This window comes from Shimia sp. SK013 (assembly GCF_001292625.1).
GTDB lineage: Bacteria > Pseudomonadota > Alphaproteobacteria > Rhodobacterales > Rhodobacteraceae > Shimia.
On record NZ_LAJH01000009.1, the window covers coordinates 126,375 to 149,066 of the forward strand.

The following is a 22,692-nucleotide window of genomic DNA, read 5'->3' on the forward strand; positions in this document are numbered from 1 at the left end:
GGATTGAGCGTAGTGAAAAGGGAGCCCGAAGGCTCCCTTTTGGATTTGGGTGACGGATCAGATCACAGATCGATGCGGAAGCGGGCAAAGCCGTCGGGGCCTTCGCCTGCGGGCGCAATTGACACGCCTTGGACGTCGGCGGCGTAGTCGGCGGCCTTGGGGCCGGTGTCAAACAGAACCGAGGTGCCGGGCAGCGGTGCGAAGGTCCAGTTGGCATCCGCACGTGGGCTGATGGTGCCTTTTTCCACGATGTAGCGCACGATCACGTCGCGGTTTGTGTCAGGACCTTCAAACACAACTGTGTCGCCCATGGCGCCGGGGAATTTGCCGCCGCCGCCAGCGCGGTAGTTGTTGGTGGCAATGATGAATTCGGCATTCATATCAAGCGGTTTTCCGTCAAACATCAGGTCGACGATGCGGTTGGCGTCTGCGTTGGTCAGGGTGCCCTTGGGGTCGAATTTTGACGGTTGGCTGAGGTCGATCTGATAGGTGACCCCGTCGATAACGTCAAAGTTGTAAGACGGGAAGTCGGGGTTCAGCAGAACCTGATCGGCTTTGCCAGCTTCGACCTGATTGAAGATACCAGCGGAGCGTTCTAGCCAGTCTTTGACCTGTTGGCCGGTGACTTTTACCGCGCGGGCCGTGTTGGGGTAGAGGTAGAGATCGGATACGTTTTTGATCGCCACATCGCCCTTGGCCACGTCTGTGAAATACTCGGGGCCGCCACGGCCGCCGGCTTTGAATGGGGCAGCCGCCGAGAGGATCGGCAGGCCCTCGTACTCGGTGCCCTTCATCATCTGCTCGATATACCAAAGCTGGGCAATCGACACGATCTGCACAGATGGGTCATCGGCCACCAGAGCAAAGTAGCTGTGCAGCGGCGCGTCGGTTTTACCAACGGCGCGGCGCACATACGCCAGAGTGGCGTCGTGATCGGCTTGTACGCTGTCCAGAACGTCTTGTTGGCTTTCGACCAGCGCGGTGATCGAGCGGTCGTCGTTGCGCTTGGAGATCGGGCGCGCCTCGGAACTGTGGCTGACGATTTTCCACTCGTTGCCAGAGCGTTCCAGCATCAGGTCGATCAGACCAAGGTGAGACCCCCAAAAGCCGCCCATTGCGGCGGGTTTGCCCATGATGGTGCCGCTTGCCACATCGACGCCGGCCATGCCGTCATAAGCGGACGAAGGGAACACGCGGTGGTGGTGGCCTGTCAAAACGGCGTCGATACCGTCCACTGCGGCCAGCGGCACGGAGGCGTTTTCCATACCGTCGGAGTGATCCGCATCCCCGATACCGGAGTGGGACAGCGCGATGATCAAATCGCAGCCCTGTTCCTTCATCACCGGCACATAGGCCTTGGCGGTGTCGACGATGTCGCGGGCCACAACGTTGCCTTCGAGGTGGCGGCGGTCCCAGTTCATAACCTGAGGCGGAACAAATCCGATGAGGCCGACCTTGATCGGGTGGGTTTCGCCTGCGCCGTCGGTGATCTCACGGTCGAGAATCACATAGGGTTTGATCAATGTTTTGTCTTTTGTCGGGCTGCCGCCTTCTTCGAGGGCGACGTTTGCACAGATCACCGGGAAATCGGCGCCGGCGAGAGATTTCATCAGGAAATCAAGGCCGTAGTTGAATTCGTGGTTGCCCAAAGTGGAGGCGTCAAACCCAACGGCGTTCATTGCGGTGATCACCGGGTGCATGTCGCCGTCTTTCATACCGCGCTCATAGGCGATGTAGTCGCCCATTGGGTTACCCTGCAGAAAGTCGCCGTTGTCGATCAGCATCGAGTTTGTCGCTTCGGCGCGGATTAATTTGACGTGGGAAGCGGTGCGGGCGAGGCCCACGGTGTCACGCGGCTTGTCAGCGTAATAGTCATACGGGAAAACATGCACGTGCAGATCGGTGGTTTCCATGATCCGCAGGTGGGCCTGATTGGTGGCTGCGTTGGCGGAGAACGGATGCAGCGCGATGAAGCCTGCGGACGCGCCCAGGAAATGGCGGCGGGACAAGGTGAATTGGGACATGGAACCCTCGATTTGTTGATTTGGTTGATCGCCGGTTAGCAGCGGCGCTGAACTTGGGTTAACCCCAGAAGTGTAACACATTTTTGACCGACTGGAAGAAATTTCATGACGAAGTGACGCGCCGTTGACGGCTTGCAAAACTTCACGCGTCTGTCACGTTGGGCGGTGAGTGAATGGACGACGGACGCAAGGGGACACCGAGTCATGAAGCACGTTCCAAAAGAAACCACCGACGACGACCTGATCCAACAATTTTTGGACAATGGTGGCAAGATCAGCAAAGGCAAAACCAAGCCGATGCCACATGATCTTGGCATCAGTAAAGGTGTTTGGGGTAACAAGCTGACCAAAGAGGAAAAAGCCGCGCGTGACGAGAAGATCGAAGAGCCCAAGGGCTAATCTTCTTAGTGCTGCGACAAACGCTTTGCCTGCGATTTGGCGCGCGCGCCAAAGTGTTTTGCTCTGAAAATACGAGTTGATTGGCCAATTTAGGCCACCAATTGAAGCGTGGCGTTGAACGCTGTTACGGACACATCTTCTATGTTTTCCTGTAGGATCTGCGCGCGCTTCTTTTCATGTGGCGAGGGTGTAATTGGACTATCGTAAAGAGATTGACGGCTTGCGGGCCATTGCTGTGCTGGCGGTGATCATCGACCATACGGGGCTTGGCTGGTTGCCGGGCGGGTATGCCGGAGTTGATGTTTTCTTTGTCATCTCGGGATTCTTGATCACTGGCATCGTCCAAAAAGGATTGGCTGACGGAAGTTTCACTTTCCGCGACTTTTACAAGCGCCGCGCATTTCGGATCTTTCCGGCGCTGTTTTTTGTGCTGGCCGTTACTACGCTTTACGCTTGGATTTTTCTGACACCCTCGGAATTGCAGGACTTTTCTGCCAGCGTGTTTTTCAGCGTCCTGTTTTTGTCCAACGGCTTTTTCATCAACTTTGTCGACTACTTTGGCCCCAGCGCGTCGGTGATCCCGTTGCTGCATACGTGGAGTCTTGCGGTTGAAGAACAGTTCTACATTCTGTTTCCGCTGTTGGCATGGGCCAGTTGGAAACTTGGCGGCAAGCGGGGATTGTTGTGGACGGTTGTGGGTCTTGGGCTCGCATCGCTCCTTTTGGCGGAATGGGGCTGGCGCAATGAACCAACGGCCAACTACTTTTTCTCACCATCTAGATTTTGGGAAATCTTGCTTGGGTCGGTGGCGGCTTTGGCGTTGGCGGGGCGCAAACGACCAGAGAATGGATCGCTTGCGGCCGTAGGCCTGCTGATGTTGGCGGCGACGTTTGTGCTTTACGACGATCTGGTGCCGTTTCCATCGGTCTATGCGCTGTTGCCGACGCTGGGAACGGTCCTGATTTTGGTGTTTGCGCCGGCGCAAGGGGGCGTTTCTGCGGTGCTGAGCGGGTCAGTAATGCGGTGGATCGGCGGGATTAGTTTTTCGGCGTATTTGTGGCACCAACCGGTTTTTGCGTTTTCGCGCATCCGTGGACTCGCGCCAGACCAGTTGGGCATCGCAATCGTGTTGATCGCCTTTGTGCTTGGATTGTCTTACGGATCATGGCGTTTGATTGAGCAACCCTTCCGCCACCCCGCGGAAGGTCGGCCAATGTTGCGCAAATTCCGCGGTATGATCCTGACTGTGACGGCGGCTGCGTTGATTGCGATATCGCTTGCGGGCTATCTCAGCGATGTGCCTTTGAAACGCCATAGCGCGGCTGACCAAAACCTCTTTGCGACCACACGTGTTGAAGCGAGCTCTTACAATCGGGGAATTCGGAAGGGTTTTCAGCGTCAGGCCTTTGTTGGCTCAGGTGATGCCACTAAAGTGGCGATGGTCGGGGACAGCTTTGGCCGTGATGTGATGAACGCGCTCCAAGAAAATGGCATGATGGCACAGTTGGATTTCGCGCTTTGGACCATCGGGCATACCTGCGCGCCGTTTTTCCTCAAAGACGAGACCGGTCTCTCCGAGCACGTCGATATTGAAGCTTGCGACGCTGAGTGGGACCGCTATCAAAGCGAGGCTATGTTGCGGAGTTTGGTGCAAGCGGATGTGATTATTGTTTCTCACAAATGGTCAGAGTGGCAGGTTCCTTTCGTCGAGAAAACACTCGAAAACCTCGCAGAGCATTCAGGCGCCAATGTCATTTTGGTTGGTCCAAAACAATTTGGTTTCAGTGACTTACGTGAGGTATGGGTCATTGAAGAAGGCATGCGATCAACGACCGAGTTGGATGTGTCAGATGAAGTGGTGGCGACGAACACCAAGATGCGTGCGCTCAAAGCTGCGGCCTATTTCGACATACAATCAAGCGTCTGTCCCGCGACAAAGACCTGTCCCGCGACTACGCCCGAGGGGCGGGCAATTTCCTTGGACGGTGGTCACCTAACGCCTGCTGCTGCGCGCCTTGTTGGGGAAAGATTGTGGGACAACAGCGATATCGTTGAGATATTGGGTGTCAGTCGTCCCTAAGAAACGGCCGGAACGGCTGGGTTTCAGCCGGACAGCATGTCCCTTGAAACTTGATCAGCTGTTTCCGTTGCCGGTGAAGCGCGCAGCATCCGCCGCGGCCCGTCGAATGGCGTTGGATTTGTGCACGGTTTCCATGTATTCGGCCTCCGGATCGCTGTCATAAACAACGCCACCGCCAGCTTGAATATAGAGCTTTTGATCTTTCACAATCGCAGTGCGCAGCGCGATACAGATATCCATATCGCCACCTGAGCTGAAATACCCCACACCCCCGCCATAGATGCCGCGTTTTTCCGGCTCCAGCTCGTCGATGATCTCCATCGCGCGTACTTTGGGCGCGCCAGAGACGGTGCCTGCGGGCATGCCGGCAAAGAACGCGTCGAGCGCGTCTTTGTCGTCGGAAAGTTCACCCACCACGTTGGACACGATGTGCATCACGTGGCTGTAGCGTTCGATGATGAATTTTTCTGTCGGACGCACAGTGCCGATTTTGGACACTCGGCCGGTGTCGTTGCGGCCCAGGTCTAGCAGCATCAAATGCTCTGCGAGCTCTTTCTTGTCGGCCAGAAGATCCGCTTCGAGTGCGTTGTCTTCCTCGGGCGTTGCGCCGCGTGGGCGGGTGCCTGCGATCGGGCGAATTGTGACCTCGTCGCCAAAGACGCGCACCAGAATTTCCGGGCTGGCGCCGACAACCTGATAACCGCCAAAGTTGAAGTAGAACATAAACGGCGAGGGGTTGGTGCGACGCAAAGAGCGATAGAGCGCAAACGGCGGCTGCGGAAAATCCTGCGTCCAGCGTTGGGCAGGCACAACCTGAAAAATGTCGCCAGCACGGATGTAGTCTTTGGCCTTTTCCACCGCGGCCATATAGCCCTCCTTGGTGAAATTGGAGACCGGCGGTGATACTTCGTGCGCGTCACCCAAATCACGGGCGGCTTGCGGCATCGCGCGTTCGAGGTCGCGCACAGCGTCCATCACCCGTTCAGCGGCTTGGGCGTAGGCGGCGCGGGCCGACTGACCTTCGCTGACCCAAGTAGGCGAAACCACGGTGACTTCGCCTTTGACGCCGTCAAGCACAGCCACAACAGAGGGGCGCATCATGCAAGCGTCTGGAAGACCAAGCGGGTCAGGGTTCACGTTTGGAAGGTGTTCGACCAAGCGGATCATGTCATATCCGAGGTAGCCAAACAGGCCAGCAGAGGCCTGTGGCAGATTATCTGGCAGATCAATGCGGCTTTCGGCGATCAGATCCCGCAGGTTGTCCAGCGGGTTACCGTCTTGATCAACAAACGCGTCGCCATCAAAGCGCGCTGTGCGGTTCAGGCGGCTGGTGCCGTCGTGGCATTGCCAGATCAGATCAGGCTTCATGCCAATGATAGAGTAGCGACCACGCACCTCTCCACCTGTCACCGATTCAAGCATAAAGGCGTCTTTGTGGGCGCCAGTGAGCTTGAGCATCAGCGAAACCGGTGTGTCGAGATCCGCTGCGAGGCGGGCATAGACCACCTGATTTTCGCCAGCTTCATAGGCGCGGGCGAAGTCGTCAAAGGAGGGGACGAGATCCATGGGATCAAGCCTTTCTGTCTGTCATGCGGCGCTGCATCACTGCATCTGCGCATGCACGGCGTTGATGGCCTGTGTGTTGATTTCTGCCGGATAAGCCACCTGCAAGGCTTCGGCGTACACTTGGAACAGGTCTTGCGAAATGCCGCCGCTGAGTTGCTGATTGATCAGGTTGATCAGGCCAGAGATTTCCGGATTGGAGTAATCGGGCGCAGCGATGGCATCCAGACGCACCAACAGCAGACCGCCATCGCCAGCCGGGATCTGACGCAGTTCGCCGACGGTCATTTCAAACACCTGCGACATGAAATCTGCGGGGGTGCCAGCGACAAAATCGGACCGGTCCATGTCGGTTTCCTCATTGGCGTTGAAGCCAAAGGAAGTGAAATGCGTGCCGGATTTCAGCTGTGGTTCAAGCGTGTTTACCAAAGCGCCAAGGGCTTCGGCGACGTGGGTCGCCTTGAGAGCCGCGCTGGCGTCGTCTTTTACTTCGGCAAACGGGGCAGGGGTGCTTTCGGTTTCGCCCTCTAGACGCAGGGCAAACATGCCGCCGTCTTCCAGTGACACGATCTCAGGAAAATCACCTTCGGCGGCTGCGGTCGCGGCTGCGCGGAACCCTTCATAGCCTGCAATGTCGTCGGATGTATTGTTGTGCCAGTCGATGGTGCCGATCATCATGTCGGTCTCATCTGCCAATTCTTCGAGGGTGGCACCACCGGCGAGCAGATCGTCGGCGACGTCCACTTGCAAGTCGATCACGCGACGGGCGCGGTCGATCGCGAGATCTTTGCGCAATTCTGTCACCGCGTCCTCAAAGCTGGTAAAGCGCGCGGGCAAAATGCCGTTCACTCGAAACAGTGCCGGGCCAAGGTCGGTTGCCACTGGGCCAGCGATGCCGCCCACTGGTGTGAGAAACACCGCTTCGCCCGCGGTGCTGAGTTCGGCTTTGGAAACATCCCCGAGATCCACGTCCGAGAGCGCCAGACCGCGGCTTTCGACCAGCGCTTCAAACGACGTTTCGCCAGTGCGCAGTTTGCCCAGTGCAGTCTCTGCAGCTTCGGCATCGGCAAATGCAAGGCGTTCCACCAGACGGCGTTCGGGTTGATTGAATTCCGCGTCGCGTTCCTCATAAAGGGCTTTGAGCGCGGCTTCGTCGACGTCAACTGTGTCCAGAAGCATGGCCGGAGTGACCCAGGCAAAAGTAATCTGACGGGTGGCGGGCAACATGTAGCTGTCGATGTTGGCGTCATAATAGGCCCGAACGTCGGCCTCTGACGGGTCCTCAACAGGTGTCGTCAGGTTGTCGGCCGTCAATTTGGTCCACGTAAAATCGCGGTCCTCGGCAACAAAGTCGATCACGGTTGCGGCGTAACTGTTGGGAATATTGATGCCTGACACAATCGCGCCCTGAAGCAGCGAACGGGCTGTTTCCTCGCGGACACTGTCTTCAAAAACAGATTCGCTCATGCCGGCCTGATCAATCGCAAACGCATACGCGTCGCGGTCAAAATCGCCGTTAATCCCTTGAAACGCCGGAATGGCCAGCAATTCGCGGCGCAGGTTTTCGTCGCCAATTGACAGTCCCAAGCGGCTGGTTTCCGCATCCAATGACCGGGTGGTTACCAGCCGTGCAAGCACGTTGCGATCGACGCCGAACATTTGCGCTTGGGCGAAGGTCAAAGGTTGGCCGATCTGGGCCTGATAGGCGTTCATTTCTTCTTGCAGGCCACGGGCATAGTCATCCACCGAGATGTCTTTGCCACCCACGGTTCCCACCGAGCGGATAGTGCCCGAGAGATTGGTCACGCCAAATCCTCCAAGACCCAGAATGAGCATCGCCATCAAGATCCACACCAGTGTTTTGGACGTTTTGCCCTTTGGTTTTTCCGTGGCCATGTCAGTTCCTTACGTCTTGGTCTTTGGGTTGTCTGCGCGGATGTCTACGCGGTTGAGGAAAAGGGGGCAAGCGGTGCTTGCGGTTTTGCCACATTGCGCGGGGTTTCAGTCACGTTTGGCGTAGTCTGCTTGTGCAAGGCGCTCAAACAGCACGGCAATTTCTGCACGGTTCACATTGGCAAACGCAATCCGCAGCTGGCGGCCACCGGCAGGGTCGTCGGCGGGCATGAACATGGTGCCGGGCAAACACAACACGTGATGATCCCGCACCAAGGCTTGGGCTAGATCATCAGAGCGCATCGCAAACGGATGCTCAACATAGGCAAAATAGGCGCCAGCGCCGAGCAAACGCCAGCCTTGAGAGGACAGCGTCGAAATGTTGTCTGAGATTGCGGCGCGACGATCGAGAATTTCGGCGCGCTCGCCGGACAACCACTGGGTTAGGTTTTGCATCCCCCACAACGCGGCGTATTGGCCGAGCTGGTTGGGACAAATGGTGACCGTGTCGAGAAATTTTTCGGCCTCTGCCAAGAATTCCGCGTTCGCCACCATTGCACCAACGCGGTGGCCGGTCAGGCGGTAAGCTTTGGAAAAGGAGTAGAGCTGCACCAGCGTGTCGCCCCAAGTCGGGTCAGAAAACAGCGCGTGCGGCGCTTCGGAGCGGCGGTCGAAATCGCGGTAAGTTTCATCCACGATCAGCTTGATGTCGCGGTCCCGGGCCAATTCAAAGAAGGCTTGCACAAGATCGGCGGAGTATTCCACGCCGCCTGGATTGTTGGGGGTCACCAAGACAATCGCGCGGGTGCGGTCGGTGATCAAAGCTGCAGCAACTTTGGGGTCGGGCAACAAACTGTCGCCCGTCACCAGTGGCACCGTGGTGATGCCCTGCATGTCGAGCCACATTCTGTGATTGAAATACCACGGCGTGGGCAGGAGTATCTCGTCGCCTTGACCCGCGATGGCGCTGATTGAGGCGCAAAATGCCTGATTGCAGCCTGAAGTGATTGCAACCTGATCCGCGCCGATCGGGCCGCCATAGGCCGCGCTCCAATGGTTTGCAACTTCTGCCCGCAATTCTGGCAGGCCAAGCACCGGACCATAAAGGTGCGCCTCGGGCACGTCTTGGGCCACGCGGGCGATTTCGGCGCGCAAAGGTGCGGGCGGCGGATCAACCGGTGCAGCCTGGCTAACGTTGATCAGCGGCTTTGCATCGGTGAAGGTCACACCTTCCAACCAACGGCGCGCCTCCATGACGGGCGGGGCAAACGTGGCTTGAGTGCGCGACAAAGTCATAGGTCAGTGTCCTATTTAAAACAGAGGAAACAGCCGAATTCTGCGCGGAAGCGTATTTGGAAACGAAAGCCCGCCAATTTGTGCGCAAACTCAGGCTTTTTGTTCCAAAAATACCTCCCGCGGAGCGTTCTAGCGGTCTAAAAATGAGACAGGGTCAGTCGGTTCCGCGATAGGGTTCAACATACTGCAACGCCATGTCCCACGGGAAGAAAATCCACGTGTCCTGACTGACGCCCGTGATGAACGTGTCAACCATAGGCTCGCCTGCTGGCTTGGCATAGACCGTCGCGAAATGTGCTTTGGGATACAATTCGCGCACCAGTTCAAGGGTTTTGCCTGAATCGACCAGATCGTCGACAATCAAAATACCCTCGCCGTCGCCCATAAGGGCCTTGTCGGGGCTTTTGAGAACCTGCGCTTCGCGCTGGCTGTCCTGTTTTCCGCCGCCGGAATAGTAAGATTTGACGCTGATCGTATCTACGGTGCGGATATCAAGTTCACGGCTGACGATCATCGCGGGCGCCATGCCGCCACGGGTGATGGCCACAACCGCTTTCCAAGCGCCATCATTCGGGCCCTTGCCGTCCAAACGCCATGCAAGCGCGCGGCTGTCGCGATGGATCTGGTCCCAGCTGATGTGGAAGCCCTTTTCGTGCGGCAGACGTTCGCTCATGGTATGTCATCCTTATATACCGGTTTGTTGTGTCTTAGCAGAAGCCGATTTGGGCGCAAACTGTTTGCGATATTTATCATGAGCCCTTTGGCATAAAATAAAGGGCTCCGTGGCGGAGATTTTCCGCCGGTGCCAGATTAACGCTTTGGCAATGATGCTAAAAACTGGGCATAGTGGCCGAAATCAATACTTCGACGAAATCATAGGGACATTTCATGTCAAACAGGGATCTAGCCAGCAAATCTGCCACACCCGCATTGGGTTTGGTCGCCTGTACAGCCTTGGTCGTCGGCAACATGATCGGATCGGGCGTATTCCTGTTGCCGGCGTCACTTGCGCCGTTTGGGCCTTTGGCGATGGTCGGCTGGATCGTCACGTCGATGGGCGCGCTGGTATTGGCGACGATTTTCGGGCGTTTGTCGAAAATCGTGACCAAGCCAGGTGGGCCGTATGCCTATTCTCAAGAAGCGTTCGGGGACTTTGCAGGGTTCTTGATCGCGTGGGGCTACTGGATTGCTTTGTGGACCGGCAACGCCGGTGTTGCGGTGGCCTTGGTCGGCTACCTCGGGTTTCTTGTGCCAGCTATCGGAGAGTCCGAAACCTATAGCATTGCCGCCGCCTTGATCGCGATTTGGACGCTCACAGCGATCAACATTCGCGGTGTCGCCGAAGCCGGATTTGTGCAGATTGTGACGACATTTCTCAAACTTGTGCCGTTGATCATGGTGGGGGTTTTGGGTCTGTTTTGGGTTCAGATGGACAACATTGGCCCGATGAACCCGTCCGGCATGCCAGCCTTTACAGCCGTTTCGGCGGCCGGCGCTTTGACGCTTTGGGCCTATTTGGGATTGGAATCAGCGACCGTGCCGTCCGGCGACGTTGTTGATCCTGCAAAGACCATTCCGCGCGCGACCATATTGGGTGTTATCATTGCCGCCTGTGTCTATATCCTTGTGACGTTTGTTTGCATGGGCGTTATGCCGCCGGACCAACTTGGCGCCTCGGCCGCGCCGGTGGCGGATGTGGCCAAGGTGATGTTTGGCACTGTGGGCGGCTTGATTGTGGCTGTTGGTGCGGTGATCTCGACCTTTGGCACGCTCAACGGTTTCACGTTGCTGACGGGGCAGGTGCCTTATGGAGCCGCTTTGGACAAAGTGTTCCCGCAGTCGCTGGGCAAGGTGTCGCGTTACGGCACGCCGGCCAACGCCATTGTCGTTTCCAACACGCTTGCCTCTCTGTTGATTGTGTTGAATTTCTCGCAAGGGCTGGTGTCGGCTTTCAATTTTATCGTGCTTTTGGCCGTGACCGCGAGTTTGCTGCCTTATGCGTTCTGCGCCGTGGCCGAGGTCATGATCCGGCTGCGCGGCGGACACGTGATGCGTGGCGGTGAGCTGGCCAAGGCCACCATCCTTGGGTTGTTGGGTTTTGTGTATTCAATGTGGGCGCTGGTTGGCGCGGGGGGCGATGCGGTGATGTTGGGCATTGTGCTGGTTTTGGCAGGCATTCCCATCCACGTTTGGGTGCGATGGAAGCAAGCGAAAGACGCTGAAACCGAGGCGGAGGCCGAAGCGGCTTAAGCCGACAATTGCAATCAGATACGAGAAAAGGCGCGGCCCTGTGGGCTGCGCCTTTTTGTGATCGAAGTCCCAATGATTTAGAAACGTCGTTGGAACGGCAGGATTATTTGCGACCAGAAACAGCGTCGATGTCGGGGCTGTCCACGGCTTTCATGCCGACCACGTGATAGCCCGCGTCAACGTGCAGGTTTTCGCCGGTTACGCCGCCGCCAAGATCGGACAGAAGATAAAGTGCGGAATTGCCCACGTCGTCGATGGTCACATTGCGGCGCAGAGGTGAGTTCAGCTCGTTCCATTTGAGAATATAGCGGAAGTCGCCAATGCCAGAGGCCGCCAGCGTTTTGATCGGTCCGGCGGAAATTGCGTTCACGCGGATGCCGTCTTTGCCGAGGTCTTCGGCCAGATATTTGACCGATGCTTCGAGCGCGGCCTTGGCGACACCCATGACATTGTAGTGCGGCATGACTTGTTCTGCGCCGTAGTAGGTCAGGGTCAAGGCAGAGCTGCCTTCGCCCATCAACTTTTCGGCGCGTTGCATCACAGCGGTAAAGGAGTAGACCGAAATATCCATCGTCATCAGGAAGTTGTCTTTGGACGTATCGACGTAGCGGCCACGCAACTCATTTTTGTCGGAAAATCCGATGGCGTGCACGATGAAGTCGATCTTGCCCCATTTGGCTTCGATTTCATCAAAGGCCGCGTCAAGCGATGCGGGGTCTGATACGTCGCAATCAATCAAAGTTTCAACGCCCAACTGCTCAGCCAGAGGCACCACACGTTTTTTGAATGCGTCGCCCATATAAGAGAAGGCCAACTCTGCGCCAGCGTCGGCGCAGGCCTTGGCGATGCCCCAGGCGATAGACTTGTCATTGGCGAGGCCCATGATCAGGCCACGCTTGCCCGCCATCAATTGATTAGACATCGGTTGCTCCTAGTCCGAATTCGGTATTGAAGTCCTTTAGGCGATTGATTCACATGCATCAAGTGCGGCGCTTGTGATCAAGTGCCACTGATTAGCCTGATTGGAGGCCAAAATGAGCGATAGAACCGGAATTTTCGAAGGTGATGACCCGTTTGTGGTCGCCCGCCGCTGGTTGGCAGAAGCCGAACAGAGCGAACCCAACGACGCAAACGCAATTGCCTTGTCTACGGTTGACAGCGATGGCCTGCCGAATGCGCGCATGGTGCTCTTGAAAGACATCGAGGACGGAGCCTTTGTGTTTTACACCAACTATGGCAGCGTCAAAGCACAGGAACTCGACAGTGCTGGCAAAGCGGCCTTTGTTGTGCATTGGAAATCTTTGCGCCGCCAAATTCGCGTGAGAGGTGTGGTAACAAGGGAAGAGGGGCCGCAGGCTGACGAATACTACGAATCTCGCTCTCTCAAGAGTCGGCTAGGGGCGTGGGCCTCGCGTCAGTCCCAGCCTTTGGGATCGCGTACAGAATTGATGGCGAAGGTGGCAAAAATTACAGCCTCGCATGGTCCTTTGCCAAAACGCCCACCGTTTTGGGGTGGCTATAGGGTCACACCTAGCGAAATTGAGTTTTGGGCGGACGGCGCGTTTCGCCTTCATGATAGGTTTCGGTGGACCCGTGAAGGCCCTGATAATGCTTGGGAAACTGTGCGACTTAATCCCTGAGCAACAAAATTTCAAAAAGGCAAGCGGGTGAAAAACATACCAATTTTGCGCTTGCCGATTTTGAACGAATGCCTCACTCTGAAATCATCATGGGGATGATAAAGACTAAGGTTAATGCTTTGACTACAGTAGAGAATGACATCTTGCGCATCACGGGCGAGGTGAAATGGTTCGACCCTGTAAAGGGATTCGGATTCATAGTGTCGGACGAAGGGGGTTCCGACATTTTGTTGCACGCGAATGTGTTGCGCAATTTCGGACAGAGTTCGGTGGCGGACACCTCGCGGATCGAGGTGTCGGTGCAAGTGACCGATCGCGGTTCGCAGGCAGTGGAAGTGTTCCAGATTGATCCGCCTGAGACCGGTATGGCTGTGCCACTTTCGGATTTCGAAGGGTTGGATCTTGATGAGATTCGCTCCGCTCCGTTGGAACCCGCGCGGGTAAAATGGTTCGATAAAGGCAAAGGGTTTGGCTTTGCCAATATTTTCGGTCAACCTGAGGATATCTTTTTGCATATCGAAGTGCTGCGCCGCTCTGGTCTTGCGGATCTTCAACCGGGTGAAGCGCTCGCGTTGCGGGTAATAGACGGGAAGCGCGGCCGAATGGCGACCGAGGTTCAGGCATGGGAAAACGCACTTTCATTGGGTTAGGCAGGTTTGCCCAAAAAGCTCTGTTTTCAGGCTGTGTGGCCGCGTCTTTGGGCGCGGCTTCGTCAGTTTGGGCAGGCTGCACGGCAGGTTCGCTAGAGCTGCGCGGGGACTGGGGGCAAGCCCGGTTCACGGTTGAGGTCGCCGACACAGATGCAGAAAGGGCGCAGGGCCTGATGCATCGTGAGAGCATGCCAATGAGCGCGGGTATGCTTTTTGTATATGAGTACGCGCAACCGGCGTCGTTCTGGATGCGCAACACGCTGATTCCTCTGGATCTGATTTTCGCCGACAATGCAGGCGTGGTGCGTCATGTGCATCACGAGGCCGTGCCGCTGGACGAGTCGCCGATTCCCGGCGGCAACGCCGTGCGTTATGTGCTCGAAATTAACGGCGGATTGGCCCGCGCGATGGGAATTGATGCCGGAACCGAGCTGCGCCATGCAGATATCGCACAAGAAAATGCATCTTGGCGCTGTGAATGACTTCTTTGGGGTTTTCATTCTCGAAAGTGCAGGCTAAACGATGCTCCACGGTCCGGGGCGTAGCGCAGTCTGGTAGCGCACCTGTTTTGGGTACAGGGGGTCGCAAGTTCGAATCTTGCCGTCCCGACCATTTTCCACTGAATACCAATCAACAGTCCACTGCTTGCCATTAGGCAAGCGGCGGACTGCTGATTCGTATTTTTGCGCACCTGAATGTGTCAGAAATGCTAAAATTCGGTATATGTTGTGCTAAATTTTTCATCGCGGCTATATCTGGTGTTTTTTGAGCATTTGATAAGGGAACACCGGAAAAGCACATGTTTTCAATTCCTTTGCTTCGATAGATAATGTGAGAGCCCAATTGCTGCGATGCGGCGCATTGGGCAGGGAATCGCGCAAACCACGCCGGACGCTAAATCTGGACCTTCGGTCAAGACCAGAAATCCGGGTTTCGCCAAAATTTAGTCGTTGACGATTTAGGGGTGAATACGCCAGTTTGTGGGAGCGGTTGCGAAGCGCTACAACATATAGTGGCGCAGTTGCCGAACAGGGACTGAATTCAAAATGTAAGTCGGCGCAGTCCGGCATCACACACCAACAGCTTTTGCGGCGGTTGGCTGCGCAATATCTTTGCCTGTTTGGTCGGTTTCGCCGTTCACGCGTCGCGTGGGTAAGCCGTGTTGGGAACAGTTGAGCGGAAACACGAGGCAGCGATGAAAATCGAAAGAAAGTTCACCAAGGCAGATCAAGACGCATACGCGGAGCTGGATTTTGTAACGACTGAGTCGGAAATTCGTAACCCGGATGGGTCGATTGTTTTCCGCCTCGACGAAGTTGAAGTTCCCAGCAGCTGGAGCCAAGTCGCCAGCGACGTGATTGCGCAGAAGTACTTCCGCAAGGCGGGCGTGCCGTCCAAAATGCGTAAGGTAAAAGAAAAAGGCGTTCCAGAATTTCTCTGGCGGTCCGTGCCTGCCAACGATGATGTAGAGATCGGCGGTGAAACCAGCGCCAAACAAGTGTTTGACCGTCTGGCGGGCGCCTGGACCTATTGGGGCTGGAAAGGCGGCTATTTCAGCACAGAAAAAGACGCACGGGCCTATTTCGACGAGATGCGGTTCATGCTGGCGACACAACGCGCCGCGCCCAACAGCCCACAGTGGTTCAACACCGGTCTGCACTGGGCGTATGGCATCGATGGTCCCGCGCAGGGGCACTATTATGTGGACTACAAGTCCGGCAAGCTGACGAAGTCCAAATCCAGCTATGAGCACCCACAGCCGCACGCCTGCTTTATCCAGTCGGTTAGCGATGATCTGGTGGGTGATGGCGGCATCATGGACCTGTGGGTGCGTGAAGCGCGGCTGTTCAAATATGGCTCGGGTACGGGCACCAACTTCTCCAGCTTGCGGGCTGATGGGGAATCGCTCTCGGGTGGCGGTAAATCGTCGGGCCTGATGGGCTTTTTGAAGATTGGTGACCGGGCAGCGGGGGCGATCAAGTCGGGCGGCACGACGCGTCGCGCAGCGAAGATGGTGATCGTGGATGCGGACCACCCTGACGTTGAAGAATACATCAACTGGAAGGTCAAAGAAGAGCAGAAGGTCGCATCAATCGTGGCTGGCTCCAAGATGCACGAGCAAAAGTTGAACGGCATTTTTGCGGCGATCAAAGCGTGGGATGGCAAGGCGGAAGATGCCTATAATCCCAAAGCCAACGACGCGCTGAAGACAGCCGTGCGTGAGGCCAAAAAGGTTGCTATCCCAGAGACTTATGTCAAACGCGTGTTGGATTATGCCAAGCAGGGCTATGCCAGCATCGAGTTCCCGACATATGACACAGACTGGGACAGCGAAGCCTATGCATCCGTGTCGGGCCAGAACTCCAACAACTCGATCCGCGTCACCGACGCCTTTTTGAAGGCCGTAAAAGATGATGCCGATTGGGAGCTGATCCGCCGCACAGACGGGTCGGTCGCCAAGACCATCAAAGCCCGTAAATTGTGGGAAGACGTGGGGCACGCCGCTTGGGCCTGTGCCGATCCCGGCATCCAATACCACGACACCGTCAATGCGTGGCATACGTGCCCTGAAGACGGTGAAATCCGCGGGTCCAACCCGTGTTCGGAATACATGTTCCTTGATGATACAGCTTGTAACCTGGCGTCGATGAACCTGCTGACCTTCTTGAAGGATGGCGAGTTCCAAGCCGAAGATTACATGCACGCCACACGTCTGTGGACAGTGACGCTGGAAATCTCGGTCACCATGGCACAGTTTCCGTCCAAAGAGATCGCGCAGCTGTCTTATGACTTCCGCACTTTGGGTCTGGGCTATGCCAACATCGGTGGTTTGCTGATGAACATGGGCTTTGGCTATGACAGCGATGAAGGCCGTGCGCTTGCAGGCTCGTTGACCGCGATCATGACCGGCGTGTCTTATGCAACCTCTGCCGAGATGGCGGGTGAGTTGGGACCATTTAGCGGGTACGCGCGCAACAGTGAGCACATGCTGCGGGTGATCCGCAACCACCGTCGCGCGTCTTATGGCGAGACTGATGGCTATGAAGGCTTGGCGATCAGGCCTGTGGCGCTGGACATGGAAAACTGTCCTGACCAAAAGCTGGTGGTTCTGGCGCAAACAAGCTGGGACGAAGCACTGGCGCTTGGTGAAAAGAACGGCTATCGCAACGCGCAGACATCTGTGATTGCGCCAACCGGCACCATTGGTCTGGTGATGGATTGTGACACCACAGGAATTGAGCCCGACTTTGCACTGGTGAAGTTCAAGAAGCTTGCGGGTGGCGGCTATTTCAAAATCATCAACCGCTCGGTGCCATCAGCGCTGGAAGGCTTGGGGTATTCTTCGTCTGAGATCGAAGAAATCGTCAGCTATGCAGTGGGCCATGGTAGCATCGGCAACGCGCCGGGCATCAACCACACGTCATTGATCGGGCACGGCTTTGGTCAGAACGAAATCGACAAGGTTGAGGCAGCGCTTGGGTCTGCTTTTGATATTCGGTTTGTGTTCAACCAGTGGACGCTGGGCGAAGAATTCTGCACCAATGTTTTGGGTATTCCAACCGACAAGCTGAACGACCCGAGTTTTGATTTGTTGGCCTCGCTTGGCTATTCCAAAGCCGACATCGAAGCCGCCAATGACCATGTGTGTGGCACGATGACATTGGAACGCGCGCCGTTCCTGAAGGAAGAGCACTATCACATCTTTGACTGTGCAAACCCTTGTGGGAAAACGGGAAAACGCTTTTTGAACGTGGACAGTCACATCACAATGATGGCGGCAGCGCAGTCGTTTATCTCGGGTGCGATTTCCAAAACCATCAACATGCCAAACGATGCGACCATTGAGGATTGTCAGAAGGCGTACGAGCTGAGCTGGTCTTTGGGTATCAAGGCCAACGCGCTGTATCGGGATGGTTCCAAACTGAGCCAGCCGCTGGCGGCCGCGCTGGTTGAAGATGATGATGACGCAGCAGAGGTGCTTGAAAGTGGGTCAAACCACGAAAAGGCACAGGTTCTGGCCGAGAAAATCATCGAGAAGATTGTGGTCAAAGAAGTGGCGCGCGGGCGTGAAAAAATGCCTGAACGTCGCAAAGGGTACACTCAGAAAGCCGTGGTCGGCGGACACAAAGTTTATCTGCGGACAGGTGAATATTCTGACGGCAACCTCGGTGAGATCTTCATCGACATGCACAAAGAAGGTGCGGGTTTCCGGGCGATGATGAACAACTTTGCCATCGCCGTGTCGGTGGGCCTGCAGTATGGCGTGCCGCTGGAAGAGTTTGTTGATGCGTTCACATTTACCAAGTTTGAACCCGCCGGCATGGTGCAGGGCAACGACAGCATCAAAAATGCAACGTCGATCCTTGATTATATCTTCCGTGAACTCGCGGTGTCTTATCTGGATCGCACTGATCTGGCGCACATCAAGCCCGAAGGCACGACGTTTGACGACATCGGCCGTGGTGAAGAAGAGGGTGTGTCCAATGTTTCGGAGTTGAGCGAAAGCGCTGCGACTCGGTCGTTGGAAGTTCTGAAACAGATTTCTTCGACAGGGTATCTGCGCAAACGTTTGCCGCAAGAATTGGTGGTTCTGAACGGTGGTGCACAAAATTCGAGCGATCCGGTGGCAACACTTAACACTTTGGTACCGGAAACGTCTGCTGTGGCGGCAGTTGCCGCCACGACAACGGTTGCAGCAGCCGCAACCACGGCGATATCAAGCGGTACGATCACAAGTGGTGGTATGGATGTCCGTGTGAAAGCCAAGATGCAGGGTTACGAAGGTGATCCTTGCGGCGATTGTGGCAATTACACGCTGGTGCGGAATGGCACGTGCATGAAATGCAACACATGCGGCGGCACGAGCGGCTGTAGCTGATCCCGGGGGGAGCCTTGGGTAGGGGGCCTTTGTGCCCCCGACGAGATAGAGATTTTCCGGGGCCGCGCGAGGCCTTGGCAGGACACGGAGCGGGTGCGCTTGCTCCGACGACATTCAGGCCGCAGGCAAAAAAACATCGAGCGGTATCAAGAGTGAGCCTGAATGGCGAAACTGGGGGGCAATTGCCCCCCAATTTTTTTGTCTTTTATGAAGAAAGTGGGGGCTTTGCCCCCGTCGCCGCACGCGACGACTCCCCCAGGATATTTTGGGGCAAGAGGAAGGTTCAGGTGGGGAGATGTATGTTGAACCGGGCGCGGAGCTGTTGGTCGAGGATGGGGTCAAAGCGGGCGGCCGAAGGTTCTGCAAGAATGTCAGTTTTGCGGCCTATGGCTTTGGAAATCAGTTCCGGCTTGTCGCGCTCTGCCCACTCTTTGGGTGAGGTTCGATCTCCAAGCTCTGGATATACATGATCTTTTTGCATTCGGCTTAGCGTGGCGTCTGTGCCGAGGTAGTGGCCGGTTCCGCCAAGACAGACCTCTTTGATTTGCTCGAGCGCCAGAGTCTCATCATCCACCTCAATTCCACGCACGCAACGCAAAGCCTGACCGATGATGTCGTTCCCAAGGATCAGGGATTCGTGGCAAAACCCAAGCAGCGAGGCGTGCATGCCGGCGGCCTCATATACCATGTTGAGCCCAGACAGACCGGCCATCACATTGGAGCACATCTGTTCCCATCCGGCCTGCATATCCGGTAATTTGCTGTCCGCGATGCCCGCTGCTGCTCCGCCGGGAATGCCGTAGAATTTGTGCATCTGGGAACAGCCCGCGGATAAGAGGGCTTGTTCGCCGGAGCCTCCGGTCATGGCGCCAGTGCGCAGGTCGAGACCAAACGGCCAAGTGCCAAAGATGGCGGGGTGGCCAGGTTTGATGGCGTTCACATAGACGATGCCGGCGAGGCATTCAGCGACCGCTTGGACAATGGCGCCCGCGATGGTGGAAGGTGCAGTCGCGCCAGCCATGCCTGCCGAGAGCAACAATACTGGCATGCCACCGCGAATGCAGGCTTCCATCACCTCGCAAGATTCGGTGGCGAATTTCATTGGGGGCACGACGAAGCAATTGGAATTGCTTAGAAAAGGGCGTTCTCGCCACTTGTCTTCACCGCCAGCAATCATGTGCAACATTTCCAGAGCGTCCGGCACAAAAGCTGGATCAGTGAACGACGTTCCGATGTGTTTGGTGGTGCCAGAGGTACAGGCGTAGATGGTGTTGAGGTCCATTTCCTTGTTGTCGAGAATATCGCGCGCCACCATAGGGCGTTGCAGAAAATGAATGTTGTCGAGCGCGTTGGTGATGCGAGCGGCATCGTGCAGATCTTGCAGCGAGGAATCACGGTAGTTTTTGCCGTCTACATCTACCATATGCACGGCGGCGCCGGCGGTACCGTAGTGCACGCGATGCCCGTTGAGGTGCAGATCGAATTTTGGATCGCGACCCGGCAAAGTGATATCTTTACAAGCCTTTGCCAAAGAATCCTCAACCAATGCTCGAGGGATACGAATGCGACCGTCATCGCCCAGTTCGGCGCCTGCCGCGGTCAGGTAGCCGATGCCAGATTGCGGCGCATCGGCAAAGCCGATCTGTTCCATCGCATCAAGCGCAGTTTCGTGGATGCGCTGCATGTCGCGATCGGTGAGAGGCTTGTATCTGCCACCCTCAAGGCCGGCACGTACGGGACGGATTTCTTGGGAGAGCGGGGCAGCGCGGGCGGCGCGACGCGCGGCGCGGCCGCCGGAACGGCGGGAAACGGGTGCATTCATGTGCTTAAGGTCCTGTAAGGTCAGTCAAAAATAGAATTTTGATCTGACTTACGGTCGTCCACGCGCAGCGCGGCCTCGGTCAGCGCCGATGGTGAGTATCACCAACTTGATTTTGCTGCGAACGCCTTGCATGGCTTCTCCCCGTGTTGTCTCAGTGTGCAAGTCACTTGGGGAGCTGTCCAACCTGTTTGCGACATATGTCGCAAACAGGCATTTCATGGGCTACACCGATAGAGTTTGCGCGTGATCTACCAACGTTTTCAGGGATTTGGCGAATGTGTCGTCATCCACGGTCATGGCAACGCGCACATGGCCGTGGGCGGCTGTGCCAAAACTTTCGCCGGGCATGGTCGCGATTCTGTGGGTGTCCAGCAGGCTATTGGCGAAGTCTTCACCCGACAGACCCGTGGCGCGCACATCGAGCATCAAATACATCGCGCCCTGTGCTGGGACGAGGCCAACCGTGTTCTGATCCGCTAGAATATCGCGCGCTATTTGGCGGCGACGACGGAAAGGGGCGGCGATTTCTTCTTCTAGATCGGGACCTTGCTCGAGAGCAAAGGCCGCCGCGTCCTGAATGAACCCAGCCACGCCATAAGTGGTGTGTGTGGCAAGATTGATCAAATGATCAATGGCGTCCTTGGGGCCGCAGACCCAGCCGACACGGCTGCCGGTCATTGCGTGTGACTTGGACATCGACCCAACAACCAAAGTGCGCTCTGCCATGTCGGGTAGGCTGCGCGGGCTGATGTGTTCGCCGTCCCAGACTTGGGTGTCGTAAACCTCGTCAGAGATCAGCCAGATGTTGTTGTCGCGGCAAACTTGCGCAATGCCTTCAAGGGTTTCAGCACTGTAGACGATCCCTGTCGGGTTGTTGGGCGTGTTGATCAAGAGCGATGCCGCGCCTTTCTTTGACTCGGTCTCGATGTCTTCAGCACGCGGCTGAAAGGCGTCTTCGGCACGGGTGCGCACCACGACAGGATCCGCACCAACACCACGGATGGTGCCGGGGTAAGTGGCGTAGTAGGGATCAATATAGAGCGCGCGATCGCCGGCATTACAGGTTGCGACGTGGGCGGCGAACAAGCCTGCCTGACCTCCGGGTGTGATCAGGATGTTCTCGTAAGTTGTTGGAACACCGGTTCTTTCCTGAATGCGTGCCGCCACAGCCTCGCGCAGATCCTGCGTGCCGGGCACCATGGCATAGCCGGTGTGGCCGCCGCGTGCGGACCGATCCATGGCACCGAGAATGACTGCATCCGTGCCGATGTCATGCTCGCCAATGGTGAGTTCGATCACCGGCTCGCCGTCGGCTATCATACGGCGCGCCTTGTAAAAGACGTCCCAGCCGTCAGAGCCGCCGCCAGTGATGTGAGTTATGCGTTGTGAAAGCTGCATTTTTGGCCCCCTGAAGTCCTGTTTGCCGGAGTGGTGGCACCCAAAGAAGGGGTGCGTCAAATGCAATTCTGTGATGACGGTCATATTCGCGGCGTGGATGTCGTGGATGTATTTTGAAGTGTCGGTATTGCGTCGGTAACGCGGAGGTAACGCGACGGTGCCGTTTGAGGGGACTTGGCCCGTTGACGGGCGCCAGTTCGCTCAAAGGTATTGTAGACCAAAAAAGATTTCAGGCTGGGCTGTCTGGCGAGTCGCCGAGAAGGAACCGAGGGCCTTGTCCGCGGCGTTGCATGCGGTCGTCTTTGTTATAGAGCTTGCAGTTGGTCAAGCTCAGGCAACCGCAGCCGATACAGCCGTCGAGTTTGTCGCGCAGCGCCTGCATTTGCGTAATACGGGCGTCGAGTTCTTTGCGGAACAGGGCGGAAAGGTTTTCCCAATCGGCTTTGTTGGGGGTGCGGCTTTCCGGCAAACGTTGCAGCGCCGCGCGAATTTCGGCGATGGAGAACCCCATACCCTGAGTGATCATCACGAAGCTGAGGCGGCGAATGTCGCTGCGGGCGTAACGGCGTTGACCGGTGTCGGTGCGGTCGGGGAAGACCAGCGCTTGTTCCTCGTAATATCGGATGGCGGAAACAGCGAGACCTGTGCGGTCAGCGATTTGACCGATGGTGAGGCCAGTGGGACGTAGGCGGAGATGTTTTTTCATGGCGCACTGTTTTTGTTTGGAAAAAGTATGTTGAGCTCAAGTTAACTTGAGGAATTAGAGTGAGTCCATCGAATAATTTTGGAAGGATTGAG

General features: G+C 56.4%; 16 protein-coding genes and 1 tRNA gene. 8 read left to right on the forward strand and 9 right to left on the reverse strand.

Annotation, left to right across the window (positions count from 1 at the left end; all coding sequences use genetic code 11):
• Positions 1 to 62: 62 nt before the first annotated feature.
• Positions 63 to 2,024, reverse strand: a complete 1,962-nt coding sequence (locus SHIM_RS03100) for a bifunctional 2',3'-cyclic-nucleotide 2'-phosphodiesterase/3'-nucleotidase (protein WP_054001946.1) — start codon at positions 2,022 to 2,024, stop codon at positions 63 to 65.
• Between the two features lie 204 nt (positions 2,025 to 2,228).
• On the opposite strand from SHIM_RS03100, the gene SHIM_RS03105 reads away from it, so the two are divergent.
• Together SHIM_RS03105 and SHIM_RS03110 are read left to right on the forward strand one after the other, a co-directional pair.
• Positions 2,229 to 2,423, forward strand: coding sequence for a hypothetical protein (locus SHIM_RS03105; protein ID WP_054001168.1), 195 nt, complete (start codon positions 2,229 to 2,231; stop codon positions 2,421 to 2,423).
• 193 nt (positions 2,424 to 2,616) lie between these two features.
• Positions 2,617 to 4,503 (forward strand): acyltransferase family protein, encoded by a 1,887-nt coding sequence (locus SHIM_RS03110; protein WP_054001169.1) that lies wholly within the window; start codon positions 2,617 to 2,619, stop codon positions 4,501 to 4,503.
• Between the two features lie 54 nt (positions 4,504 to 4,557).
• On the opposite strand, the gene trpE is transcribed toward SHIM_RS03110, so the two are convergent.
• From trpE to gpt, 4 genes are all read right to left on the reverse strand, one after another.
• Positions 4,558 to 6,069: an anthranilate synthase component I gene (trpE, locus tag SHIM_RS03115; RefSeq protein WP_054001170.1), complete on the reverse strand. Its 1,512-nt coding sequence runs from the start codon at positions 6,067 to 6,069 to the stop codon at positions 4,558 to 4,560.
• 36 nt (positions 6,070 to 6,105) lie between these two features.
• Positions 6,106 to 7,962 carry a peptidylprolyl isomerase gene (locus tag SHIM_RS03120; protein ID WP_054001171.1) on the reverse strand — a complete coding sequence of 619 codons (1,857 nt, stop codon included), beginning with the start codon at positions 7,960 to 7,962 and terminating at the stop codon, positions 6,106 to 6,108.
• Between the two features lie 105 nt (positions 7,963 to 8,067).
• Positions 8,068 to 9,255, reverse strand: coding sequence for an aminotransferase (locus SHIM_RS03125; protein ID WP_054001172.1), 1,188 nt, complete (start codon positions 9,253 to 9,255; stop codon positions 8,068 to 8,070).
• Positions 9,256 to 9,409: 154 nt separating this feature from the next.
• Positions 9,410 to 9,928, reverse strand: coding sequence for a xanthine phosphoribosyltransferase (gene gpt / locus SHIM_RS03130; RefSeq protein ID WP_054001173.1), 519 nt, complete (start codon positions 9,926 to 9,928; stop codon positions 9,410 to 9,412).
• Positions 9,929 to 10,143: 215 nt separating this feature from the next.
• Between gpt and SHIM_RS03135 the strand changes: the two genes are divergently transcribed.
• Complete coding sequence (locus tag SHIM_RS03135; protein WP_054001174.1) at positions 10,144 to 11,505, forward strand: amino acid permease; 1,362 nt, start codon at positions 10,144 to 10,146, stop codon at positions 11,503 to 11,505.
• Between the two features lie 103 nt (positions 11,506 to 11,608).
• On the opposite strand, the gene fabI is transcribed toward SHIM_RS03135, so the two are convergent.
• Complete coding sequence (gene fabI, locus SHIM_RS03140; RefSeq protein WP_054001175.1) at positions 11,609 to 12,427, reverse strand: enoyl-ACP reductase FabI; 819 nt, start codon at positions 12,425 to 12,427, stop codon at positions 11,609 to 11,611.
• 112 nt (positions 12,428 to 12,539) lie between these two features.
• Here fabI and pdxH point away from each other — a divergent pair, with 112 nt between their 5' ends.
• The 5 genes from pdxH to SHIM_RS03165 all read left to right on the forward strand — a co-directional run bounded on the left by pdxH (position 12,540) and on the right by SHIM_RS03165 (position 18,674).
• The gene (gene pdxH / locus SHIM_RS03145; RefSeq protein ID WP_054001176.1) at positions 12,540 to 13,145 is read left to right on the forward strand and encodes a pyridoxamine 5'-phosphate oxidase; all 606 of its coding nucleotides are present in this window, start codon (positions 12,540 to 12,542) and stop codon (positions 13,143 to 13,145) included.
• Between the two features lie 95 nt (positions 13,146 to 13,240).
• Positions 13,241 to 13,795 carry a cold-shock protein gene (locus tag SHIM_RS03150; protein WP_054001947.1) on the forward strand — a complete coding sequence of 185 codons (555 nt, stop codon included), beginning with the start codon at positions 13,241 to 13,243 and terminating at the stop codon, positions 13,793 to 13,795.
• Positions 13,768 to 14,277, forward strand: coding sequence for a DUF192 domain-containing protein (locus SHIM_RS03155; protein ID WP_082358264.1), 510 nt, complete (start codon positions 13,768 to 13,770; stop codon positions 14,275 to 14,277). The genes SHIM_RS03150 and SHIM_RS03155 overlap by 28 nt, the downstream gene beginning before the upstream one ends.
• Positions 14,278 to 14,330: 53 nt before the next feature.
• Positions 14,331 to 14,407: transfer RNA gene (locus SHIM_RS03160), tRNA-Pro, on the forward strand.
• A 583-nt stretch (positions 14,408 to 14,990) separates the two neighbouring features.
• The gene (locus SHIM_RS03165; RefSeq protein WP_054001177.1) at positions 14,991 to 18,674 is read left to right on the forward strand and encodes a vitamin B12-dependent ribonucleotide reductase; all 3,684 of its coding nucleotides are present in this window, start codon (positions 14,991 to 14,993) and stop codon (positions 18,672 to 18,674) included.
• A gap of 283 nt (positions 18,675 to 18,957) precedes the next feature.
• Here the strand turns inward: SHIM_RS03165 and SHIM_RS03170 are convergent, their stop codons facing one another.
• The 3 genes from SHIM_RS03170 to soxR form a co-directional block, all read right to left on the reverse strand.
• On the reverse strand, positions 18,958 to 20,496 hold the full coding sequence (locus tag SHIM_RS03170; protein ID WP_054001178.1) for a trimethylamine methyltransferase family protein: 1,539 nt from the start codon (positions 20,494 to 20,496) through the stop codon (positions 18,958 to 18,960).
• A 222-nt stretch (positions 20,497 to 20,718) separates the two neighbouring features.
• Complete coding sequence (locus tag SHIM_RS03175) at positions 20,719 to 21,894, reverse strand: pyridoxal phosphate-dependent aminotransferase (RefSeq protein ID WP_054001949.1); 1,176 nt, start codon at positions 21,892 to 21,894, stop codon at positions 20,719 to 20,721.
• A gap of 229 nt (positions 21,895 to 22,123) precedes the next feature.
• Positions 22,124 to 22,600 carry a redox-sensitive transcriptional activator SoxR gene (soxR, locus tag SHIM_RS03180; RefSeq protein ID WP_054001179.1) on the reverse strand — a complete coding sequence of 159 codons (477 nt, stop codon included), beginning with the start codon at positions 22,598 to 22,600 and terminating at the stop codon, positions 22,124 to 22,126.
• Positions 22,601 to 22,692: the final 92 nt, after the last annotated feature.

Excerpts from the sequence above, each read along its gene's own strand:
- SHIM_RS03150 (WP_054001947.1), top strand. The coding sequence starts at position 13,241 with ATGATAAAGACTAAGGTTAATGCTTTGACTACAGTAGAGAATGACATC.
- soxR (WP_054001179.1), bottom strand. The coding sequence starts at position 22,600 with ATGAAAAAACATCTCCGCCTACGTCCCACTGGCCTCACCATCGGTCAA.
- SHIM_RS03120 (WP_054001171.1), bottom strand. The coding sequence starts at position 7,962 with ATGGCCACGGAAAAACCAAAGGGCAAAACGTCCAAAACACTGGTGTGG.
- SHIM_RS03135 (WP_054001174.1), top strand. The coding sequence starts at position 10,144 with ATGTCAAACAGGGATCTAGCCAGCAAATCTGCCACACCCGCATTGGGT.
- gpt (WP_054001173.1), bottom strand. The coding sequence starts at position 9,928 with ATGAGCGAACGTCTGCCGCACGAAAAGGGCTTCCACATCAGCTGGGAC.
- fabI (WP_054001175.1), bottom strand. The coding sequence starts at position 12,427 with ATGTCTAATCAATTGATGGCGGGCAAGCGTGGCCTGATCATGGGCCTC.
- trpE (WP_054001170.1), bottom strand. The coding sequence starts at position 6,069 with ATGGATCTCGTCCCCTCCTTTGACGACTTCGCCCGCGCCTATGAAGCT.
- SHIM_RS03105 (WP_054001168.1), top strand. The coding sequence starts at position 2,229 with ATGAAGCACGTTCCAAAAGAAACCACCGACGACGACCTGATCCAACAA.
- pdxH (WP_054001176.1), top strand. The coding sequence starts at position 12,540 with ATGAGCGATAGAACCGGAATTTTCGAAGGTGATGACCCGTTTGTGGTC.
- SHIM_RS03125 (WP_054001172.1), bottom strand. The coding sequence starts at position 9,255 with ATGACTTTGTCGCGCACTCAAGCCACGTTTGCCCCGCCCGTCATGGAG.
- SHIM_RS03100 (WP_054001946.1), bottom strand. The coding sequence starts at position 2,024 with ATGTCCCAATTCACCTTGTCCCGCCGCCATTTCCTGGGCGCGTCCGCA.
- SHIM_RS03170 (WP_054001178.1), bottom strand. The coding sequence starts at position 20,496 with ATGAATGCACCCGTTTCCCGCCGTTCCGGCGGCCGCGCCGCGCGTCGC.
- SHIM_RS03175 (WP_054001949.1), bottom strand. The coding sequence starts at position 21,894 with ATGCAGCTTTCACAACGCATAACTCACATCACTGGCGGCGGCTCTGAC.
- SHIM_RS03165 (WP_054001177.1), top strand. The coding sequence starts at position 14,991 with ATGAAAATCGAAAGAAAGTTCACCAAGGCAGATCAAGACGCATACGCG.
- SHIM_RS03155 (WP_082358264.1), top strand. The coding sequence starts at position 13,768 with ATGGGAAAACGCACTTTCATTGGGTTAGGCAGGTTTGCCCAAAAAGCT.